This is a genomic window from Flagellimonas lutaonensis, assembly GCF_000963865.1.
Taxonomy (GTDB): Bacteria; Bacteroidota; Bacteroidia; order Flavobacteriales; family Flavobacteriaceae; genus Flagellimonas_A; species Flagellimonas_A lutaonensis.
In genome coordinates, this window is the sequence record NZ_CP011071.1 from 285,398 (window position 1) to 306,135 (window position 20,738).

Consider the following 20,738-nt stretch of genomic DNA (forward strand, 5'->3'; position numbering starts at 1 on the left):
AAACAAAATGAAGAATAGATTTTTATATCTGATTGCCATCGCCATTGCCTTTACCGCCTGCAAATCGAGCAAATATGCCGATTTGGGCGACGGTATTTTTGCCGATATCCAAACCACCAAAGGCGATATCGTGGTGAAACTCTACCACAAGGCCACACCGGTAACCGTGGCCAACTTTGTGTCACTTGCCGAAGGCAACAGCCCTTATGTCGCAGAGGAATATAAAGACAAAAGGTATTACGACGGACTGACCTTTCACCGTGTGATGAAAGATTTTATGATACAGGGTGGCGACCCAGAGGGCACCGGCAGGGGCAATCCCGGGTATAAGTTCAAAGATGAATTTGTCGATACCCTGAAACACGACAGAAAAGGAATTCTTTCAATGGCCAATGGTGGCCCCAAGACCAACGGGAGCCAGTTTTTTATCACCCACAAAGAGACGCCTTGGTTGGATGGGAAGCACACCGTTTTCGGCGAGGTGGTCAAAGGTATCGAAGTGGTCGATAGTATTGCCAGCGTAAAAGTGGGGCCGCGCAACAAACCTATTGTTGACGTGAAGATGAACAAGGTCGAGATCATTCGAAACGGAAAAGAGGCCAAAAAGTTTGATGCCGTTCAAGTCATGACCGACTATTTTAAGGAAGCTGAAAAAGAAGAAGCTGCCTTTAACCAGATGAAAGCAGATCTGGCCGCTGAGTTTGAAAGCCAAATGGCCGAAGCCGAAGAAACAGAATCAGGTCTTAAAATCTATACCTTTAAGGAAGGTGAGGGCGAAAAACCCAAGATCGGGCAAAAAGTATTGGTCAACTACGCGGGCTACTTTACCCACGGAGATCTATTTGACAGCAACATTGAGGAAGTGGCCTTGAAGTTCAACCAGTTGGATCCGGGTCGAAGGGATCAGGGTGGTTATCGACCCTTTCCCATGCTCTATAGTCCCGAGGCCCGTCTAGCGGCTGGGTTCAGGGAGGCTCTTATGACCATGAGGGTTGGCGATAAAATCAGGGCATTTGTACCCCCACACTTGGGGTATGGCGATCAAGACTACGGCCCCATTCCAGGGGGATCTACCTTGGTGTTCGACCTTGAGGTTGTCGGTATCGCCCAATAGGTAACTGTGAAGGCCCGTGTAAAAAATGGCATCGCACTGGCGCTGCTTCCCCAGATTCTCTTGGTGAAGTGGGTGGCGCGACATCCTGATCGGGTCGAGGTTTTTTACAGCGAGGGAATCTATCCGGTATTGTCCCGCTTTTTGCGGTTGCTGTTCGGATGGATTCCTTTTTCGTTTGGCGACCTGCTCTATACCGTTCTGGCCGTTCTGGCCATTCGATACCTTTATCTTCGTTGGAAAACCATCCGAAGAAAACCTTTTCCCTTTTTTAGAAACATCATTACGGTGCTTTCCGCTGTGTATTTCGTGTTTCACCTGTTCTGGGGCATGAACTATTACCGATTGCCGATCGAAGAAAAAATGGGCATTGCCACCAATTACACTTCCAGAGAGCTACAAGCCCTCTCCGAAAAGCTTGTTCAAAGAACCAATAGCCTGCACCTTCAAATTACCCGTGACAGCACTATGCCCGTTACGGTGCCCTTTTCCGATAGGGACATCTACAAAATGACCTACCGAGGGTACCAATTGATCAAAGAAGAACATCCTTTTTTGGAATATAAGACGCGTAGCCTAAAATCATCCCTTTATAGTTTGCCCCTGACCTATATGGGGTATGGGGGGTACTTGAACCCGTTCACCAACGAGGCACAGGTCAATGCCAAAGTGCCCGCTTTTCGTTTGGCCTCTATAAGCGGACATGAAGTAGGGCACCAAATTGGCTATTCGGCCGAAGATGCCACCAACTTTATCGGTTTTTTGGTTACCTCAAGGCACCCAGATCCCTATTTTAAGTATGCCGCCCATACCCATGCCCTTGCCTATTGTCTTTCTGAACTTTCGGTGGCAGACCCTGAAATGTTCGATATGCTCTATGCGGGTTTGAACGAGGGGATCAGAAAAAACTACCAAGAACTGGTACAATTTTGGGAACGCTACCAAAACCCGTTGGAACCCTTGTTCAAATCGGCCTTTAGTACCTTTTTAAAGGCCAACAACCAAGAAAAGGGCATTGAGAGCTACAATGCCGCGGTGGGTTTGTTGATAGGTTATGACCGAGCCTATGGATTTTAGCGTTTTGGTTGCGAAATAAGCCTGCTTCGGTTACCTTTAGGCAGACTAATTCAAAAATGCATATATGAAAACGAGACTTCTCGCGCTGGCCTGCCTATGGTGCAGCATTTCTTTATTTGCCCAAGATTATTTTCCAAAAAATGACGGGGTAAAATCAAAAAACAACAATTATAGGGCGTTCACCAATGCCAAAATCTATGTGACGCCCACGCAGATTATCGAAAATGGCACCTTGCTCATCCAAAATGGCAAGGTGGTGCAAGTGGGCCGCTCGGTATCACTTCCTGCCAATACCGTGGTAGAAGATATTGATGGCAAATGGATATATCCCTCGTTCATAGATGCCTTTTCCGATTTTGGGGTAAAAAAACCTGAAAGAGCCCGCGGTCAGGGCCGGTCGCCCCAATACGAGCCCACCCGTGAGGGCTTTTATTGGAACGACCACGTGATGCCCGAGAACCGGGCAGTCGAAAAATTCAAGTACGATGATAAAAAGGCCCAAGAGCTCAGAAAGGCGGGCTTTGGCGTGGTCAACAGCCATATACAAGATGGTATCGCTCGTGGTACAGGGGTTTTGATAGCACTCAATGGCGACGGTAGCGATGCCGACCGTATTCTAGAAGACGATTCGGCGCAGTACTTCTCGTTTTCAAAAAGCGTTGCCAAACGGCAGTCGTACCCCACCTCGCTGATGGGCGCCACGGCCTTGATGCGCCAAGTCTATCATGATATGGACTGGTACAGCAAAGGCAATGTGGACAGCAAGGATCGTTCGCTGGAAGCTTTGATCGAAAACCGAAACCTGCCCCAAATATTCGCTGCCGGTGCCAATGGCAACGTGCTACGGGCCGATAAGATCGGAGACCAATTCGGCATTCAATATGCGATTTTGGGGGGTGGCGACGAATATGAACATATCAATGCCGTTAAGGCCACCAATGCCAAATTAATATTGCCCATCAATTTTCCGGAGGCCTACGACGTTTCAAATCCCTATCAAGCCCAATATGTGGCATTGAAAGACATGAGGCATTGGAACCTGGCCCCGTCGAACCCAAAAGTGCTTGAAGACAATGGTGTACAGTTTTCATTGACCCTACATGGGCTAAAATCACCATCAGACTTCAACAAAATGCTGATGAAAGCCATTAATCATGGCTTGTCTGAAACCAAGGCCTTAGAGGCCCTTACCACGGTTCCGGCAGCCATTCTAGGAAAATCCGATCAAATTGGGTCACTCCAAGTGGGGCGTCAGGCCAATTTTTTGATCACCTCAGGAAATATTTTTGATAAAGCCACCACCCTTTATGAGAATTGGGTACAGGGCACCAAGAACATAATCACCGACAAAGACCTAAAAGACATTCGGGGTGAATACAACCTGATGGCCGGGGGAAAAACCTATCAAATGTCCGTAACCGGTGATGTCAGCAAACCCAAATTGGAAATCAAGCAAGACACCATCAAGCTAAAATCAAAAATCAACTATAAAAATAATTGGGTCGAGTTTTCATTTACCGAGGATGATGGAGAGAAGATTTATAGGATGACGGCCATGGCCGCGCCCGACTCAGACAACCTAAAAGGAAAACTGGTACTGCCCGATGGTACCGAGACCTTCTTTACAGCCAATAAGAACGCCCCTTTCGAGGAAAAGGAAAAAGAAGGGAAAAAGGATGCCGAAAAGCCTGAGTTAATGTCAGTGACCTATCCAAATATTGGGTATGGGTACGATTCAAAACCAAAACCTGAAAACATACTTTTTAAAAATGCCACAGTTTGGACGGGCACCGAGATACTCGAAAACACCGATGTAATGGTCAAGAATGGTAAAATCGCCAAGATGGGCGCCAATCTTAGCCCAGAGGGCGCCAAGACCATAGATGCCACCGGAAAGCACCTTACGGCCGGTATCATCGATGAGCATTCACATATCGCGGCACTTGCTATCAACGAGGCCGGGCACAATTCTTCAGCAGAGGTTAAAATGGCCGATGTGGTAGATCCAAAAGACATCGACATCTACCGTAATTTGGCAGGGGGCGTGACCACCATACAACTATTGCATGGTTCGGCGAACCCCATTGGGGGGCGTTCGGCCATCCTACGGTTGAAATGGGGCGAAGATGCCGATGGCCTGCTCTTTCCCAACATGCCCAAATTCATCAAGTTTGCACTTGGCGAGAACGTGAAACAATCGAATTGGCAAAGTTTTGACCGGTTTCCACAGACCCGAATGGGTGTTGAACAGGTGTTTATCAACTATTTTCAACGTGCCAAAGAATACGATGCCAAAAAGAAAAGTGGCCAACCCTACCGCTATGATGAAGAGCTGGAGGTTTTGGCCGAAATACTCAACGGCGAACGCTTTATCAGTTGCCACTCGTACGTACAGAGCGAGATCAATATGCTGATGAAAGTCGCCGAACGTTTCGGTTTTAGGGTAAACACCTTTACCCACATTTTAGAGGGCTACAAGGTAGCCGACAAAATGGCCGAGCATGGCGTGGGCGGTTCAACCTTTAGCGATTGGTGGGCCTACAAATACGAGGTAAAAGATGCCATACCCTACAACGCCGCCATCATGGCAAAACAGGGGGTTACCGTAGCCATAAACAGTGACGATGCCGAAATGTCAAGGCGTTTGAACCAAGAGGCCGCAAAGACCATCAAATATGGTGGATTGTCAGAAATCGAGGCTTGGAAAACCGTTACATTGAACCCTGCAAAACTCTTGCACATCGACGACCGCGTGGGCAGTATCGAAGAAGGCAAGGATGCCGATTTGGTATTATGGAGCGGCCACCCCATGTCGGTTTACTCCAAGGCCGAAAAAACGATGATTGAAGGGGCCGTTTACTTTGACCTTGAAAAAGACAGGCAAAAACGTGAGGCCATCAGAAAAGAGCGGGCCAAGCTCGTAAAAATGATGCTACAAGAAAAAGAGGGCGGTGGCAAGACCCAGGGCCCCAGACAGAACAAGAAACAAAGATTTGAATGTGAAACCCTTTAAATTTTAGTAGGATGAAAAAATTTATATTAACATTGACAGTTCTTTGGGGTTTCACCGCATTCGGGCAGCAGACCCCCGCCCCAGAACAGACCGGGGCCATCACCATCACCGGAGCCACCGCCCATATCGGCAATGGGGAGGTAATAGAAAATTGTACCCTTGTTTTTGAAGACGGCAAGATCACCGCCATTGGCAGTACTGGTGTTTCCCCCAAGGGAAGAACCATTGATGCCACCGGCAAACACATCTATCCCGGTTTTATAGCCCCTGGCAAATCGCTGGGCCTTATTGAAATCAATGCCGTAAGGGCCACCAACGATCAAGATGAGATTGGCTCCATGATTCCCCATGTACGTAGTTTGATCGCTTATAATGCCGAGTCGCAAGTAGTCGAGAGCATGCGGCCCAACGGGGTGTTGCTCGGCCAGATCACGCCCAAGGGCGGCCGTATATCGGGTACCTCGTCCATAGTGCAGTTCGATGCTTGGAACTGGGAAGATGCCGCTGTAAAGGTAGATGACGGCATTCACCTCAACTGGCCCACAACCTTTAGACGTGGCCGATGGTGGATGGGAGAGCCCCGTGGCTTTCAGCCCAATAAAGAATATGCCGAGCAAGTGGCAGATGTAAGTACCTTTTTGATAAATGCCTCAGCCTATGGCAAGGGTACCCCAAAAGAGAAAAACCAAGCCTTCGAGGCCTCCCAGGGGCTCTTTGATGGCTCAAAAAAGCTCTATATCTACGCCCAGGGCGAAAAAGAGATCATGGATGGGGTCACCACTGCAAAAGAAGCGGGCGTCAAAGAAGTGGTGATCATGGGGGGCTACCAGGCCAACAACATTGCGGACTTCTTGAAAAAGCACAATGTGGCGGTATTAGTTCGTTTTACCCATACACTGCCCTTTCTTGAAGATGACGACTACGATTACACCTTTAAACTGCCCAAACTGTTAATGGATGCCGGGCTTTTGGTCGGACTGCAAAATGCCACGGCCAGCAACTTTCAGACCCGTAACCTGCCCTTTTACGCCGGCCAGGTAGTTGCACAGGGCTTGGACAAAGAAAAGGCCCTACAACTCATTACCGGTAACACCGCCGAGATTTTGGGCATTGATGACCATTACGGCACCTTGGAGGTTGGCAAAAGCGCCACCTTGTTTGTTGCCGGGGGCGATGCCCTCGACATGCGGGGCAACCAGTTGACCCATGCCTTTATCGATGGTCGCGAGCTTTCGTTAGAGACCCACCAGACCGAACTTTGGAAACGGTATTCTGGTAAGTTTGAAGGGGAGTAGCAAGTACAGAAGAAATTGAAAAACATACGCATAGCCACCCAAAAAGGTGCGGTATAAGTGCAACAAACCTATGCATGTAAACAAGTTACCACACATTTGAAAAAATCGAATTGGATAAAATGAACAGAATTCTTTTTTTAAGTTTTCTTTCTATTCCAATATTCAGTTTTGGACAAATTGAAAATAAATGGCAACCTGACAGTATTTATATCAACCGACAAGTAAAGAGAATATTTGTCTATATGAATTCGCCAAAAGACTTGTCTGAAATTATAGAATTTGACCGAACTGGAAGAAGAATACGCACGACAAAATATAGGGCGTCGCACAATCGGAGAACTCGGAAACATAAAACAATTGATAAAATCAACTTCTTTGAATATGACGAACAAAATCTACTGACCAGAATAGTAGATTCTATTGGACAAGACTCAATCACCTATAATTACAATCCGAATGGGAAATTAATTTCTTCAAGAAAGAACTTGGGAAGTTTTGTCTATGAAACATCTTATAATTATCAACCCTTTGAATCTACAACAACAAGGAAAAATGATTCAATAATTATATATCATAAGACTAAAGAATACGACAAGGACTTTTACGTGAAAAGGTTTTATGGATTTTATTTTCAGCCAAAACTTAAAAAAGTGACGGACACCATTAATGGAATTCCAAACACAACTGCTTACAAGGACTATACGGACTTAGAGAAATTTGAAGATGACAAGACGATTAAGAATATTTTTAACGAGAATGGGCAACTAATAAAGTCTAACATCTATTCGAAATTTATGAACGACCGATTAAACGAATATCAACTGACTTATAAGTATTACGACAATGGACTTTTAAAAAGTATTGGTGGATATGTACCAAGATATTTTGAATATGAATTTTGGAAATAAAAAACGTGCGGTAACATTGTGACCTATGAAAAGCACTAAGGGATTCTCCCAAAGATAACGATTATGTTGTTTTTGTCTTAAACCACCTTTTTTCTTTTAACAATACTTGTTGCTACCGAACAGCTTGCCTGTTTTTGGCAGGAGTTCTTTGGTGTGGCATGCACTCTTTCCATTTTTTGTAAACCCTTGACCTGGCAACAACATTTCACAATCTTTGGCTACTTTTACCCCATGCCAGAACCAAAGATCATCACCAGTGCCCAAAATCCTTTTATCAAGGAGGTTGCGGCACTTCTGCACAAATCAAGGACCAGGAAGAAAACAGGGCGTTTTGTCATCGAAGGGCAGCGAGAATTGCAATTGGCCTTAAAAGGTGGTTATGAAATCGAAGCGCTGCTGGTGTGTCCTGAAATCGCTTCTGAAGAATTGGCCATCGAACAATCCAACTATCCAATAGTCCAAGTATCCAAATCCATCTACGAAAAACTGGCCTATCGGGGCAGTACGCAGGGGGTAATGGCCATTGCCAAGGCAAAAGAACATACGTTGGGGCAAATCCGTTTTAAAAACAAGAATCCTTTGATTTTGGTGGCCGAAAGTCCTGAAAAACCTGGTAATCTCGGGGCCTTGCTACGTACCGCCGATGCCGCCGCCATCGATGCAGTACTGGTGGCCAACCTGCAGTCAGACCTGTACAACCCCAATGTCATCAGGTCAAGCGTGGGCTGTCTGTTCACTACCCAAGTGGGCATTGGCACTTCTGGTGAAATCATTGCTTTTTTGAAGGATCGGCACATCAAAATTTACTGTGCGGCCCTCACTGCTTCCAAAAACTACGTAGAAATGGATTTCAGAGGTTCCTCAGCCATCGTGGTCGGCACCGAATCGACCGGATTGACCGAAGCATGGCTAAACAATTCCGACCAAAACCTGATTATACCGATGCAGGGCGAAATCGACAGCATGAACGTATCGGTATCTGCCGCAATACTTATCTTTGAGGCAAAGCGACAGCGCGGATTTTAATATCTATGGATAAAAGTTTACTCTTCTACGCCATCATCATTATTCTGGTGGTGCAATTTGTGATTGAACTGATACTCGACTACCTGAATGCCCAAAAATTTGATGAACCCATCCCCCAAGAGCTGCAGGATGTTTTTGACCAAGAGGAATATAAAAAGGCCCAGCAGTACAAAAAGACCAACTATCGCTTCGGGCTCATCAGCGATACCTTTGCTTTTGCCGTGACCCTTTTGTTTCTGGTTTTTGGCGGTTTTGAGTGGATTGACCAACTGGTACGCCAGTATTCGCAAGAGACCATACCCTTGGCCCTTCTCTTTTTCGGTTTTATTTTTTTGGCCAACAGCCTGATCTCTATCCCGTTTAGCTACTACAAGACATTTACCATCGAAGAACGCTTCGGTTTCAACAAAACCACCAAAAAACTATTTTTTGCCGATCTGCTCAAAGGGTGGCTGCTGGCCGCCCTTATCGGCGGGCCGGTTCTGGCATTGATCCTTTGGTTTATCGAAAAGGCAGGAAATGACTTTTGGCTCTATGCCTGGTTGCTGATGACCCTGCTGATGTTGTTCATGAACCTTTTTTACAGCAAGTTGATCGTGCCTCTTTTCAACAAACAGACGCCTTTGGAAGAAGGAAGTTTAAAAAAATCCATCGAAGCCTATGCCCAAAAGGTGGGCTTTGAACTCAAGAACATTTTTGTCATAGATGGTTCAAAACGATCTACCAAGGCCAACGCCTATTTTACGGGGTTGGGAAAAGAAAAAAGGGTAACCCTCTACGATACCCTGATCAATGATTTGGACGAGGATGAGATTGTGGCCGTTCTGGCCCATGAGGTAGGGCATTACAAGCGGCATCACATTGTGTACAACCTCACATCTTCGATTGTACTTACGGGACTGACCCTTTTCATTCTCTCACTATTCATAAACAATCCCGAAATGTCGTATGCCATAGGGGTTTCGCAACCCAGTTACCATGCAGCGCTGATTGCCTTTGCACTGTTGTACAGCCCTATTTCGCAGGTCACCGGCCTATTGATGAATTACCTGTCTCGCAAGTTTGAGTTTCAGGCCGACAATTTTGCCAAAAAGACCTTTAGGCCCGACCCGTTGGTATCTTCATTGAAAAAGCTCTCAAAGAACAATCTGAGCAACCTGAATCCACACCCCGCATACGTTTTTGTACATTACTCGCACCCACCGTTAAAAGAGCGCATCCGCAACCTCAGGGCATAATTTTTGTTGGTATAGTTTAAAGTTTGGCGTAATTTTAATTGATAATGACACAGGAGGCCATAGAAAAGGAAAACAAAGAAATTGCGAAGCAATATAAAGAGTTGCTCCGTATAAGCTACCAGACCTTGTCAAAAGAGGACAAGAAGCTGATACGCTCTGCCTTTGACGTGGCTGTGGATGCCCATAAAGACCAACGTCGAAAGTCTGGTGAGGCCTATATTTTTCACCCCATAGCTGTGGCCAAAATAGTGGCCTCTGAAATTGGCCTCGATGCCGTCTCGATTGCTTCTGCCCTACTGCACGATGTGGTGGAAGACACCGCTTACACCCTTGATGACATAGAACGCATGTTCGGCGAAACGGTGGCCCGAATTGTGGACGGCCTTACCAAGATAGCGCACCTGAAAAAAGATAAGGATATAAGCCAGCAGGCGGAGAATTTCAGAAAGATGCTGCTGACCCTTCACGACGATGTACGTGTCATCATCATCAAGATCGCCGACCGTTACCACAATATGCTGACCCTTGATGCGATGTCGGAGGACAAACAGGTTAAAATGGCCTCTGAGACGCTCTATATCTACGCTCCCCTAGCTCACCGAATTGGGTTGTACAACATAAAAACACACCTAGAAGATTTAAGCCTAAAGTACACCGAGCCCGATGTCTACAACGACATACGCAGCAAGATTGAGGAAACGGAAGAAGAGCAGCAGGCCTATATCGACAACTTTTCGAACATCATCAAAGAGTCGCTCGACAAAGAAGGCCTGAACTATGAGATCAAGGGGCGCATGAAGTCCATCTACTCCATCCGTAGAAAGATGAAGGCCCAGAATGTGGGCTTTGATGAGATCTATGATAAGTTTGCCATCCGCATTATTTACAAATCAGACCGCCAGAACGAAAAGTTTTTGGCCTGGAAAATTTATTCCATTGTCACCGACCATTTCACCCCCAACCCCGTTCGGTTGCGCGATTGGATCACCTCACCCAAATCAACCGGTTATGAAGCCCTGCACATTACCGTCATGGGACCAAGTGGCAAATGGGTAGAAGTGCAGATTCGCAGTGAGCGCATGCACGAGATTGCTGAAAAAGGCTATGCCGCCCATTTCAAGTACAAGCATGGCGATCAAAAAGAAATGGGCATTGAGGGCTGGCTTAACCGTCTTCAAGAAGCCCTTGAGAGCGCCAATGGCAATGCGGTTGATTTTGTGGAAGAATTTAAACTGAACCTCTACTCTAAAGAGATCTTTGTCTTTACCCCAAAAGGCGAATTAAAATCACTGCCAAAGGGGGCTACCCCGCTAGACTTTGCCTTTAGCATACATACCGAGGTGGGCATGAAAACCAGAGGGGCACGGGTAAATGGTAAATTGGTACCGCTCAACACCGAGCTCAAAAGTGGCGACCAAGTAGAGATAATCACCTCAGAAACGGCCAAACCCACCCAAAACTGGTTGAACTATGCCAATACAGCAAGGGCCCGGGCCAAAATCCGGTCTTCGCTCAAAGAAGAAAAGAAGCAGATAGGAGAAGAAGGCAAGGAAATTTTAAGAAGAAAGCTCAAATCACAAAAAATTACCCTCAACGAAGATGTGGTCAACAAAATGGTGGTGCATTTCAAATTGAAGACGAGCCTAGACCTGTTCTATCGTGTAGGTATCGGCTCCATAGACAACCAGGCCATCAAAGATTTTGCCTCTTCTTACAACAATACCTTCATCAATTTCTTCAGGAACAAAATTCGAAAGACACCCATACCCGAAGATGTCGACAAAGAAGAGATTACCTCTAAGTACGACCTATTGGTCTTTGGCAGTGAGGAAGAAAAGCTTAGCTACAAGTTGTCGAAATGCTGTAACCCCATACCTGGCGATGATGTTTTCGGGTTTATAAGTGTTAATGATGGTATAAAGGTGCACAAAAAGAACTGCCCAAATGCCATCGCCCTACAGTCTAACTATGCCTATCGTATCATAAGCGCCAAATGGATCGACTCTACCCAAGAAGAATTTACGTCAGAAATCAGGCTTACGGGTATCGACAACCTCGGATTGGTCAATGAAATTACCAAGGTAATCTCTGATGATCTGAACGTTAATATGAGAAACCTCAACTTTAGTACCGATGGCGGTACCTTTAGTGGTACCATTACCGTTGTGGTAAAGAACAATTCAATCCTAAAGCGATTGGTAACCAACCTAAAACAGATTGAGGGAATCGATAAGGTGACCAGAATTTAATTTTTAACTGTAACTTTGTCGTTCAGTAGAAAAAATAATGGGGAACGCTAAGAACCAAGAGATTGTAAAAAACGTCTTCACGACCTTTCTCGAAGAAAATGGCCATCGCAAAACGCCCGAGCGATATGCCATTCTGCAAGAAATCTACAATAGCGATGACCACTTTGATGTTGAGTCGCTCTACATCAAAATGAAAACCAAAAATTACCGCGTCAGCCGGGCCACCCTTTATAATACCATTGAATTGTTGCTCGAGTGCAAATTGGTGCGCAAACACCAATTTGGCAAAAACCAAGCGCAATACGAAAAGTCATATTTTGACCGGCAACACGATCATGTCATTTTGACCGATACGGGCGAGGTCATCGAATTTTGTGACCCGCGCATTCAATCTATCAAAAAGACCATTGAAGAGGTCTTTGACATTGAGATAAACAACCATTCCCTCTATTTCTACGGAACCCGAAAAAAAGAAGAAAAAAACCTAACCGAATAACCCACGTATTTCATGGTAGATTTATTGCTCGGCCTCCAGTGGGGGGACGAAGGAAAAGGAAAAATCGTTGATGTACTCACCAAAAATTACGATATCATCGCCCGATTTCAGGGCGGACCCAACGCAGGCCACACGTTGGAGTTTGATGGCTTCAAACATGTGCTGCATACCATTCCCTCGGGAATTTTCCATGAAAACGCCATAAACGTAGTCGGTAACGGGGTGGTCATAGACCCGGTAATCTTCAAAAAAGAACTCGACAACCTCGCTAAGTTCAACATCGATATTATATCACGTCTACTGATCTCGCGAAAGGCCCATTTGATATTGCCCACGCATCGCCTATTGGATGCCGCATCGGAGGCTGCCAAGGGCAAGGCAAAAATCGGTTCGACGCTAAAGGGCATCGGCCCTACCTATATGGACAAAACAGGAAGGAACGGTTTGCGCGTAGGCGATCTCGAATTTGATAACTGGAAGGAAAAATACCGCAATCTGGCCAACAAGCACGAGGCCATGATCGGGTTCTATGATGTTGACATACAGTACGACCTCAAAGAGCTCGAAGAAGAGTTCATCGAGGGGATCAATACCCTCAAAGAATTGCAGTTTATCGACAGTGAGCAATATATGTTCGCTGCAATGGCCGAAGGAAAAAAGATTCTGGCCGAAGGAGCGCAAGGCTCGTTGCTCGATATCGATTTTGGCACCTACCCCTATGTAACTTCTTCGAACACCACCGCCGCAGGTGCGTGTACCGGCCTGGGCGTGGCACCCGGTAAAATCGGCAGGGTGCTCGGTATCTTTAAGGCCTATACCACCCGTGTGGGCAGTGGCCCCTTCCCCACCGAGCTGTTCGATAAAGATGGTGAGACCATGGGCCGTGTGGGCAACGAATTTGGCGCCACTACCGGTCGGCCCAGACGTTGTGGCTGGCTTGACCTGGTAGCCCTTAAATATGCGGTACAGATCAACGGCGTTACTGAACTGATGATGATGAAGGCCGATGTGCTCAGCGGTTTCAAGACCATCAAGGTATGTACAGGCTATAAATACAAGGGCGGCACCGTGCAGCACCTACCCTACAATATCGAGAGTGATAACGTGACCCCGATCTATACCGAACTGAAGGGGTGGAGCAAAGACCTGACCAAGTTGACCAAGGCTGGCGAACTGCCGCCTGCCCTGAACGACTACATCGACTTCTTGGAGAAAGCGTTACATGTACCCATAAAAATTGTTTCGGTCGGGCCCGATAGGTTACAGACCATTTACAGATAGGGAACACTTCTATAGGGTACAGGGTTGTTATCGATTTTATCCTTAGATTTGGAAGAATCGAAACAGACAGACATGGCATTAACCGACACTTCCCGAAGAGACTTTGTAAAGAAAAGCGGACTTGGCGTTATAGGCGCTGCTTTGGCCCCAAGTATTCTGAAGCATTTGGGCGCGAACGAACGATTGCGAACCGCGCACATAGGTGTGGGCAATATGGGGTTCGAAGATCTACGCGACATTTCCTCCCACCCCAAGGTCGATGTGGTGGCACTCTGCGATGTCGATTCGAATAATTTGGCCAAAGCGCATAAACTGCACCCCAAGGCAAAGACTTTTTCTGACTATCGGGTTATGCTTGGGCAAATGTCGATTGATATAGATGCCGTAATAGTGTCCACTCCCGACCATACCCATACGCCCGCCGCGATGATGGCCATGAACCTGAACAAACCCGTGTACTGCCAAAAACCGCTGACGCATTACGTCTCTGAGGCGAGGGCCATGAAAAAACTGGCCGCTGAAAAGGGGTTGGTCACCCAAATGGGCATTCAGGTACACTCTTTCTACGATTACAAATTGGCCACCCTTTTGATCCAATCGGGCATTATCGGAAAAGTACATACCGTTAGGGCCTGGTCGCCAAAAAACTGGGGATATGATGGGCCACCACCAACCGGCAGTGACCCCGTGCCCGAGACGTTGGATTGGAACCTTTGGTTGGGCACCTCGAAAGAACGGCCCTACAAAGAGGGCTTCTACCACCCCGGAAATTGGCGAAAATTGGTCGATTATGGCTGCGGAACCTTGGGAGATATGGGCGTACACATTTTTGATACGCCGTACAACGCCCTCAACCTAGACGTACCAAAGACCATAAAAAATGAATGTAGGGAGCCCAATGGTTTTGGCTATCCAGAGAACAATGTGGTCACCTACGAGTTTCCTGGCACAGCATACACGGCCGATACCTTAAAATGGGTTTGGTACGATGGCCCCGGGGCACCCGATAGGCACGAAGATTTGATATTGCCCGGAGCTGAGACCGATAGGCAGGCTTCAGGCGAAGCAAGCCAAGATGACCAGAGCGTGAAGGACAAAATATCGTTGGAGACCAAAGCAACCGGTAAAGGAAAACTGCCAGAACAGGGCGCCATGTTCATCGGTGAAAAAGGCCGCTTGCTATTGCCCCATTTTATGGAATTGCCCATGAAAATAGTCGATGGTGAATATGTTGATATTTCCAAGGAAATAGCGGCTGTGGAAAAGGCCCACAATATGGGCAAACCCATTCGCAACTATGCTTCAGAGGGGCCCAAGCACTACCACCAGTTTGTGGATGCCTGTTTGGGTAAAGGTGAGTGTACCGCACCCTTTGAATACGCCGCTAGGTTGACCGAAACCATCCTATTGGGTGTTATTGCTGGCCGTTTTCCAAACCAAACCCTACACTGGAACAGCAAAACCGCCCAATTTGATGAGCAGGAAGCAAACGAGTTCCTGCTAGCCACCTATCGCGAGTTTTGATTGTTGGCGACGGTAGCTGCCTGCAACAAACTTCAGTTCAATAGGCATAGGGCACAACGGGCCTGCTCTGCTATAAATCTATCCTAATCTTTGAGCGGGTCAGCCAAAAAGTGCTAGTTTTGGGGCAAATTTCAGCGATTGTACCGAATCTTGTTAAACATATTGGCCATACTGCTTCTGGGCAACCTATCGGCACAAGAAGGTGTACAGGTGCAAGATACCGTTCAAGGCCGCCAGATCAACATCGTCTATGGTGCCAATTTCACCAAGGATGAAGAACAGTTTCCCGGAGCCTCTATCTTCAGTAAAGACGATCAGCGCCAAGTACAGTTTGAACACCAAGGGGCCGATCTGTGGTGCGATATCGCCATCTTCTATTCTGCTGAAAATAGGCTGAAGGCCATTGGCAATGTGCGGCTCCAGCAGGGAGACTCCATTGAGATGAACAGTGGCAAACTTGATTACAACGGCAACACCAAACTGGCCCGTGCCTGGGATAATGTTGACCTCACCGACGGACAAATGACCCTGACCACCGACACCCTATATTTTAACCGTGAAAAACAACAGTCGTTCTACAACTCGGGGGGCAAGGTGGTCGATTCTGTCAATGTACTGACCAGCAAAATCGGCACCTACTTCATGGAACTGAAAAAGGTTCAGTTTCGCGATAGTGTACACATTGAAAATCCCGATTATACCATCGATTCAGAACAGCTAGATTATTACCGTATCTCAAAAAACGCCTATATGTACGGCCCCTCGACCGTTACCGGCAAAGACTATGAGATTTACTGTGAACGAGGTTTTTATGATACCAGGCGAGAACAAGGCTATGGTGTCAAAAACACCACCATCCACTACAACAATCGCATCATTGAGGGCGACAGTGTATATTTTGACAAAGTAAGGGAGTTTGCCTCTGCCACAAACAATATCAAGGTTACCGATACCATCAATAAGGGTGTTCTAAAGGCCCATTATGCAGAGGTTTTTAAGGCCAATGACTCCGTTTTTGCAACAAAAAGGGCAGTTTCTATCGGTTTGGTCGAAAAAGACCAAGATTCGCTGTATGTGCATGGCGATACCCTGATGATCACCGGCAAACCCGAAGCAAGGATCTTGAGGGCCTTTCGCAATGCAAAGTTTTACAAAACCGATTTGAGCGGAAAGTGCGACAGTATCCATTCCGAAGAAAAAACTGGTGTGACCCAACTTATCGGCCGGCCCATTCTGTGGAATGTTGAAAACCAGATGACCGGTGACAGCATCCATCTGATATCTGACCTTGAAACCGATAAACTTGATTCTTTGAAGGTGATCAACAATGCCTTTATCATCTCGTTGGATACCATCGGAAAAACAGGATACAACCAGGCCAAGGGCATTAATCTATTGGGGAAATTCATCGACAATGAACTGAAAATCATTGACTTGATAAAAAATACCGAGGTCATTTATTACATGTACAACGACGATGACGAATTGATCGGCATCAACAAGACCACCTGTAGCCGTATCAGGATGTTGATGGAGAACAGTGATATTGAAGACATCACTTTTTATGTGAACCCCGATGGCACCATTTTTCCCGAAGAAGACTGGGCACAGCAGATTCAAAAACTGGATGGTTTTGTTTGGCGCGGTGAAGAACGGATCCGTTCAAAGGATGACATTTTTGATGAAGATGACAACAACATCGAGCTGGTTAAAATACGTGGTATAGACAACCTGATCGACATAGATGCAGAGGAACGGGAACGTAGTGGTCTGCCCGAGCTTCCTACAAATTCCAATGATCAAAATCCAAATTCCAAAGCCATCAAACCCAAACGGCCTGCTCTGAAAAAAGTCGGCCGTAAAGAGTAAACGGTACCTTAGTGGCCAAATGAAGAAAGATTTTTTCAAATACCAGGCACAGACAACACCACACCCTCTGGCAATGGAGGTCTCCCACGCCGAGGGCTGTTATATCTATGATACCAACGGCAACGCCCATTTGGATTTTGTGGCCGGGGTATCGGCCTGTAGTTTGGGGCACTGCCACCCAAAAGTGGTCAAGGCCGTACAAGACCAAGCGGCAAAGTATATGCACGTAATGGTGTATGGCGAATACGTGCAAGGCCCCGCTGTCAAATACACAAAACTGTTGGCATCGTTGTTGCCCGAAAACCTGCAGACCACCTACTTGGTAAATTCCGGCACCGAGGCCATTGAGGGGGCGCTCAAACTGGCACGAAGGGCCACGGGGCGCTCAGAAATCATTGCGGCCCACCATGCCTACCACGGCAATACCATGGGCAGTTTGAGCGTGATGGGCTACGAAGAGCGCAAAAGTGCCTTCCGGCCCTTGATTCCCGATGTTCGCTTCATCCCCTTTAACAGCGAGGCCCATTTGTCGCAGATCACCCCCAAAACCGCAGCCGTTATCTTAGAGACCATACAGGGTGGTGCGGGTTTTATACTGCCGAAAAACGATTATTTGAAGAAAGTACGCGAGCGCTGTGACGAGGTCGGTGCCCTGCTGGTCTTAGATGAAATTCAGCCAGGGTTTGGCCGTACCGGAAGGCTGTTCGCGTTCGAGCATTTTAATTGTGTGCCCGATATCTTGGTGATGGGCAAGGGCATGGCCTCAGGACTACCAGTGGGTGCCTTCACCGCATCCCATGAGATGATGGCCACTCTGCAAGACAATCCAAAATTGGGGCATATCACCACTTTTGGGGGCAATCCTGTCATTGCGTCAGCATGCTTGGCTACTTTGAAAGAACTAACTGAAAATCAGTTGATTGAACAAACCATTGGAAAAGAAAAATTGTTCCGTAAGCTTTTGGTACATCCTTTGATTGAAGAGATAAGGGGAAAGGGACTAATGCTTGCGCTCATTATGAAAGACGAAGCCCTAGCCAACGAATTGGTGCTGACGGCCGCCAAAAAAGGCTTGATCCTTTTTTGGCTCTTGTTCGAGCCCCGGGCGGTGCGCATATCCCCTCCCCTGACCATTAATGAGACAGAAATTGAGAAAGGTTGTAGGCAAATCATCAGTATTCTAAACGATTACAAAAAAGCCGCCTGTTAACTAAATTGTTGATAAGAAACCCAAATCACGGGCAAGAAAGAGGCCTTTAAAAGGCTAATTTTAAGTCCATAGTAGAACCAAACCAGTATCTATGGCGTTAGACCCTAACGAAAATCCTGATAAATCCATCCATAAGTTTGAATCGATGCTCAAAACAGATGATGTCTATTTCTTCGATGCCGAAGATTTTGAAGAGATCATCCACCACTACTTGAACAACGGTAAAGTGGCGCTCGGTAAAAAGGCCATACAATTTGGGCTGCAGCAACATCCCAACTGTATAGAGCTAAAATTGTTGCATGTAGAGGTATTGGTTTTTGAGGATAAATTTGAAGAGGCCAACCGATTGTTGGATGAGCTTCAGAACATAGACGGACAGAACGAGGAAATCTACATACAGCGGGCCAACATACAGTCAAAACTCGACAACCATAAAGAAGCAGTGAGATTGCTGCAAGAGGCCCTTGAACTGGCAAACGATAGTTTCGACATCCATTCGCTCTTGGGGATGGAATACCTGTTTATGGACGATTATGAAATGGCCAAGCAAAGTTTCATGCGCTGCCTCGAGTACGACGACCGTGACTATTCATCGCTTTACAACGTGGTGTACTGCTTTGAGTTCATGGAAGATTTTGATGGGGCCATCAATTACCTAAACGACTATCTTGAACGAAACCCCTATTGCGAAGTGGCCTGGCACCAACTTGGCAAAATGTACTTTTCCAAACAGATGTACAACGAAGCGCTGGCCTCGTTCGATTTTGCCATTATTTCCGATGATTCGTTTCTTGGGGCCTATTTTGAAAAAGCAAAGGTGCTCGAAAAATTGGGCAGGTATGCAGAAGCCATTGATTGCTACGAAACCACCATCGAAATAGACGACCCCACCTCGCACGCCTTTTTGCGAATTGGCAAGTGCCACGAAAAATTGGGCAACGATGACCTAGCAAAATATTACTACTACAACACGGTGCACGAAGACCCGCTGTTGGACAAGGGTTGGCTGGCCATCACCAATTACTATTTTAAAAAGAAGGCGTACAAGAAAGCACTGCACTACATCAACAAGGCAATCAACATCGATGGTGAAAATGCCCGGTATTGGAAAAAATGTGCAGAAATCTACGCCGCGCTGAAGAATTTTGACGAAGCTGATTTTGCTTATAAACAAGCGATAGACCTCGGTAATTTTGAGCTGGAGACCTGGGTTAAATGGGCCACTGTACTTGAAAATACCGCCGATTTCAACTCGGCAGAGCAGGTGTTGCTGCAGGGTATGGAATTTTACCCTGAGGAAGCTGTATTGCATTACCACCTTGCTTTGGTCTATCTGTACATGGGCAACGCCCCCGAAGCCAGAAAAAAGGTGAAAAGCGGTATGGAACTGAACGCTGACATGGTAACCGATTTCAAAACCGAATTGTTACGGTACAAGCATCTTTCGTGGATTACCGTTATCTTCGCGAACAACAAAAAGACGTCTACCAAGTAGTCGCTACAAAGCACTTTTTTTGATGGGGAATGTTAGAAGACCAATAGACTATATCGTCATTGCCTTAAAGGGAATGGCCATGGGTGCCGCCGATGTGGTTCCCGGGGTCTCGGGTGGCACCATTGCCTTTATTTCGGGCATCTATGAAGAATTGATCACCTCGATCAACAATATCAATTTCGGACTGCTAAAAACAGTAAGGGCAGAGGGCCTGAAAGCATCTTGGCTGAAATTGAACGGAAATTTTCTGTTGGCCTTGTTCACGGGAATCTTTATCAGCCTTTTCTCATTGGCGACCTTGGTCAGCTGGCTATTGGAGAACCTCCCAATCTTGGTATGGTCGTTTTTCTTCGGGTTGGTGGCCGCCAGTATCTTCTTCGTGGGGAAAGAGATAAAGAAATGGACCCTCTCTGTCATTATCATTTTTTTATTGGGTGCCGCAGTGGCCTATTTTGTGACCACCCTGCCCCCAAGCGAGAACATCGATAGCATGCCCTATCTGTTTTTATCGGGTGCCTTGGCTGTATGCGCCATGATCTTGCCCGGTATTTCTGGGGCCTTCATCTTGGTGCTTTTGGGTTCGTACAAGACCATACTCGATGCCATACATGAGCGAAATGTAGTAACGGTGATCACCGTGGCCCTCGGCGCAATTTTCGGACTGCTCAGTTTTGCCCGATTGCTCAAATGGATGTTCAACAACTATCGCAACATGACGCTCGCCCTATTGACCGGCTTTATCTTGGGGTCTCTCAACAAAATATGGCCCTGGAAACAGACCCTTGAGACCAAGACCATTGGAGAGAAGGTCATCGTAGTTCGCGAAGCGAACGTATGGCCCACGGCCTTTGACGGAGACCCACAATTAATCTGGGCCCTAATTCTAGCGGTCATCGGTTTTTCACTTATTTTTATCCTCGAAAGAACGGCCTCGAAAAAATAAGCC

Annotated in this window: 15 protein-coding genes; all 15 read left to right on the forward strand. The window is 46.6% G+C overall.

All coding sequences use genetic code 11. The annotated features are described in order from the left end of the window. Window positions 1-7: 7 nt before the first annotated feature. The 15 genes from VC82_RS01335 (at window position 8) to VC82_RS01405 (ending at window position 20,735) form a co-directional block, all read left to right on the forward strand. Window positions 8-1,114 (forward strand): peptidylprolyl isomerase, encoded by a 1,107-nt coding sequence (locus tag VC82_RS01335; RefSeq protein ID WP_045803158.1) that lies wholly within the window; start codon window positions 8-10, stop codon window positions 1,112-1,114. Between the two features lie 6 nt (window positions 1,115-1,120). After that, the gene (locus tag VC82_RS01340; RefSeq protein WP_045800787.1) at window positions 1,121-2,188 is read left to right on the forward strand and encodes a DUF3810 domain-containing protein; all 1,068 of its coding nucleotides are present in this window, start codon (window positions 1,121-1,123) and stop codon (window positions 2,186-2,188) included. Window positions 2,189-2,252: 64 nt separating this feature from the next. Beyond that, entirely contained in the window at window positions 2,253-5,201 is a 2,949-nt protein-coding gene (locus VC82_RS01345; RefSeq protein WP_045800788.1) for an amidohydrolase family protein, read from the forward strand. A gap of 11 nt (window positions 5,202-5,212) precedes the next feature. Then, window positions 5,213-6,496, forward strand: coding sequence for an amidohydrolase family protein (locus VC82_RS01350; protein ID WP_045800789.1), 1,284 nt, complete (start codon window positions 5,213-5,215; stop codon window positions 6,494-6,496). A 119-nt stretch (window positions 6,497-6,615) separates the two neighbouring features. Further along, complete coding sequence (locus VC82_RS01355; protein ID WP_045800790.1) at window positions 6,616-7,404, forward strand: hypothetical protein; 789 nt, start codon at window positions 6,616-6,618, stop codon at window positions 7,402-7,404. Window positions 7,405-7,635: 231 nt separating this feature from the next. Then, entirely contained in the window at window positions 7,636-8,430 is a 795-nt protein-coding gene (locus tag VC82_RS01360) for a TrmH family RNA methyltransferase (RefSeq protein ID WP_045803159.1), read from the forward strand. A gap of 5 nt (window positions 8,431-8,435) precedes the next feature. Further along, window positions 8,436-9,668: a M48 family metallopeptidase gene (locus tag VC82_RS01365; protein ID WP_045800791.1), complete on the forward strand. Its 1,233-nt coding sequence runs from the start codon at window positions 8,436-8,438 to the stop codon at window positions 9,666-9,668. A 44-nt stretch (window positions 9,669-9,712) separates the two neighbouring features. Beyond that, entirely contained in the window at window positions 9,713-11,917 is a 2,205-nt protein-coding gene (locus VC82_RS01370; RefSeq protein ID WP_045800792.1) for a RelA/SpoT family protein, read from the forward strand. 37 nt (window positions 11,918-11,954) lie between these two features. Continuing rightward, window positions 11,955-12,413 carry a Fur family transcriptional regulator gene (locus tag VC82_RS01375; protein ID WP_045800793.1) on the forward strand — a complete coding sequence of 153 codons (459 nt, stop codon included), beginning with the start codon at window positions 11,955-11,957 and terminating at the stop codon, window positions 12,411-12,413. Between the two features lie 12 nt (window positions 12,414-12,425). Next, a complete protein-coding gene (locus VC82_RS01380) occupies window positions 12,426-13,694 on the forward strand; it encodes an adenylosuccinate synthase (RefSeq protein ID WP_045800794.1) in 1,269 nt (422 codons plus the stop codon). Between the two features lie 72 nt (window positions 13,695-13,766). Then, window positions 13,767-15,218, forward strand: coding sequence for a Gfo/Idh/MocA family protein (locus tag VC82_RS01385; protein WP_045800795.1), 1,452 nt, complete (start codon window positions 13,767-13,769; stop codon window positions 15,216-15,218). 171 nt (window positions 15,219-15,389) lie between these two features. Further along, window positions 15,390-17,087: an OstA-like protein gene (locus VC82_RS01390; protein ID WP_052699082.1), complete on the forward strand. Its 1,698-nt coding sequence runs from the start codon at window positions 15,390-15,392 to the stop codon at window positions 17,085-17,087. 19 nt (window positions 17,088-17,106) lie between these two features. Then, on the forward strand, window positions 17,107-18,297 hold the full coding sequence (locus VC82_RS01395; RefSeq protein WP_045800796.1) for an aspartate aminotransferase family protein: 1,191 nt from the start codon (window positions 17,107-17,109) through the stop codon (window positions 18,295-18,297). A gap of 91 nt (window positions 18,298-18,388) precedes the next feature. Then, window positions 18,389-19,792: a tetratricopeptide repeat protein gene (locus tag VC82_RS01400; protein ID WP_045800797.1), complete on the forward strand. Its 1,404-nt coding sequence runs from the start codon at window positions 18,389-18,391 to the stop codon at window positions 19,790-19,792. A 22-nt stretch (window positions 19,793-19,814) separates the two neighbouring features. Further along, window positions 19,815-20,735 (forward strand): polyprenyl-phosphate transporter, encoded by a 921-nt coding sequence (locus tag VC82_RS01405; protein WP_045800798.1) that lies wholly within the window; start codon window positions 19,815-19,817, stop codon window positions 20,733-20,735. Window positions 20,736-20,738 lie beyond the last annotated feature (3 nt).

Bases quoted from the DNA above. Each gene is read 5' to 3' on its own strand.
- VC82_RS01400 (WP_045800797.1), top strand. From the start codon at position 18,389: ATGGCGTTAGACCCTAACGAAAATCCTGATAAATCCATCCATAAGTTT.
- VC82_RS01335 (WP_045803158.1), top strand. From the start codon at position 8: ATGAAGAATAGATTTTTATATCTGATTGCCATCGCCATTGCCTTTACC.
- VC82_RS01395 (WP_045800796.1), top strand. From the start codon at position 17,107: ATGAAGAAAGATTTTTTCAAATACCAGGCACAGACAACACCACACCCT.
- VC82_RS01355 (WP_045800790.1), top strand. From the start codon at position 6,616: ATGAACAGAATTCTTTTTTTAAGTTTTCTTTCTATTCCAATATTCAGT.
- VC82_RS01375 (WP_045800793.1), top strand. From the start codon at position 11,955: ATGGGGAACGCTAAGAACCAAGAGATTGTAAAAAACGTCTTCACGACC.
- VC82_RS01370 (WP_045800792.1), top strand. From the start codon at position 9,713: ATGACACAGGAGGCCATAGAAAAGGAAAACAAAGAAATTGCGAAGCAA.
- VC82_RS01350 (WP_045800789.1), top strand. From the start codon at position 5,213: ATGAAAAAATTTATATTAACATTGACAGTTCTTTGGGGTTTCACCGCA.
- VC82_RS01345 (WP_045800788.1), top strand. From the start codon at position 2,253: ATGAAAACGAGACTTCTCGCGCTGGCCTGCCTATGGTGCAGCATTTCT.
- VC82_RS01380 (WP_045800794.1), top strand. From the start codon at position 12,426: ATGGTAGATTTATTGCTCGGCCTCCAGTGGGGGGACGAAGGAAAAGGA.
- VC82_RS01360 (WP_045803159.1), top strand. From the start codon at position 7,636: ATGCCAGAACCAAAGATCATCACCAGTGCCCAAAATCCTTTTATCAAG.
- VC82_RS01385 (WP_045800795.1), top strand. From the start codon at position 13,767: ATGGCATTAACCGACACTTCCCGAAGAGACTTTGTAAAGAAAAGCGGA.
- VC82_RS01365 (WP_045800791.1), top strand. From the start codon at position 8,436: ATGGATAAAAGTTTACTCTTCTACGCCATCATCATTATTCTGGTGGTG.
- VC82_RS01405 (WP_045800798.1), top strand. From the start codon at position 19,815: ATGGGGAATGTTAGAAGACCAATAGACTATATCGTCATTGCCTTAAAG.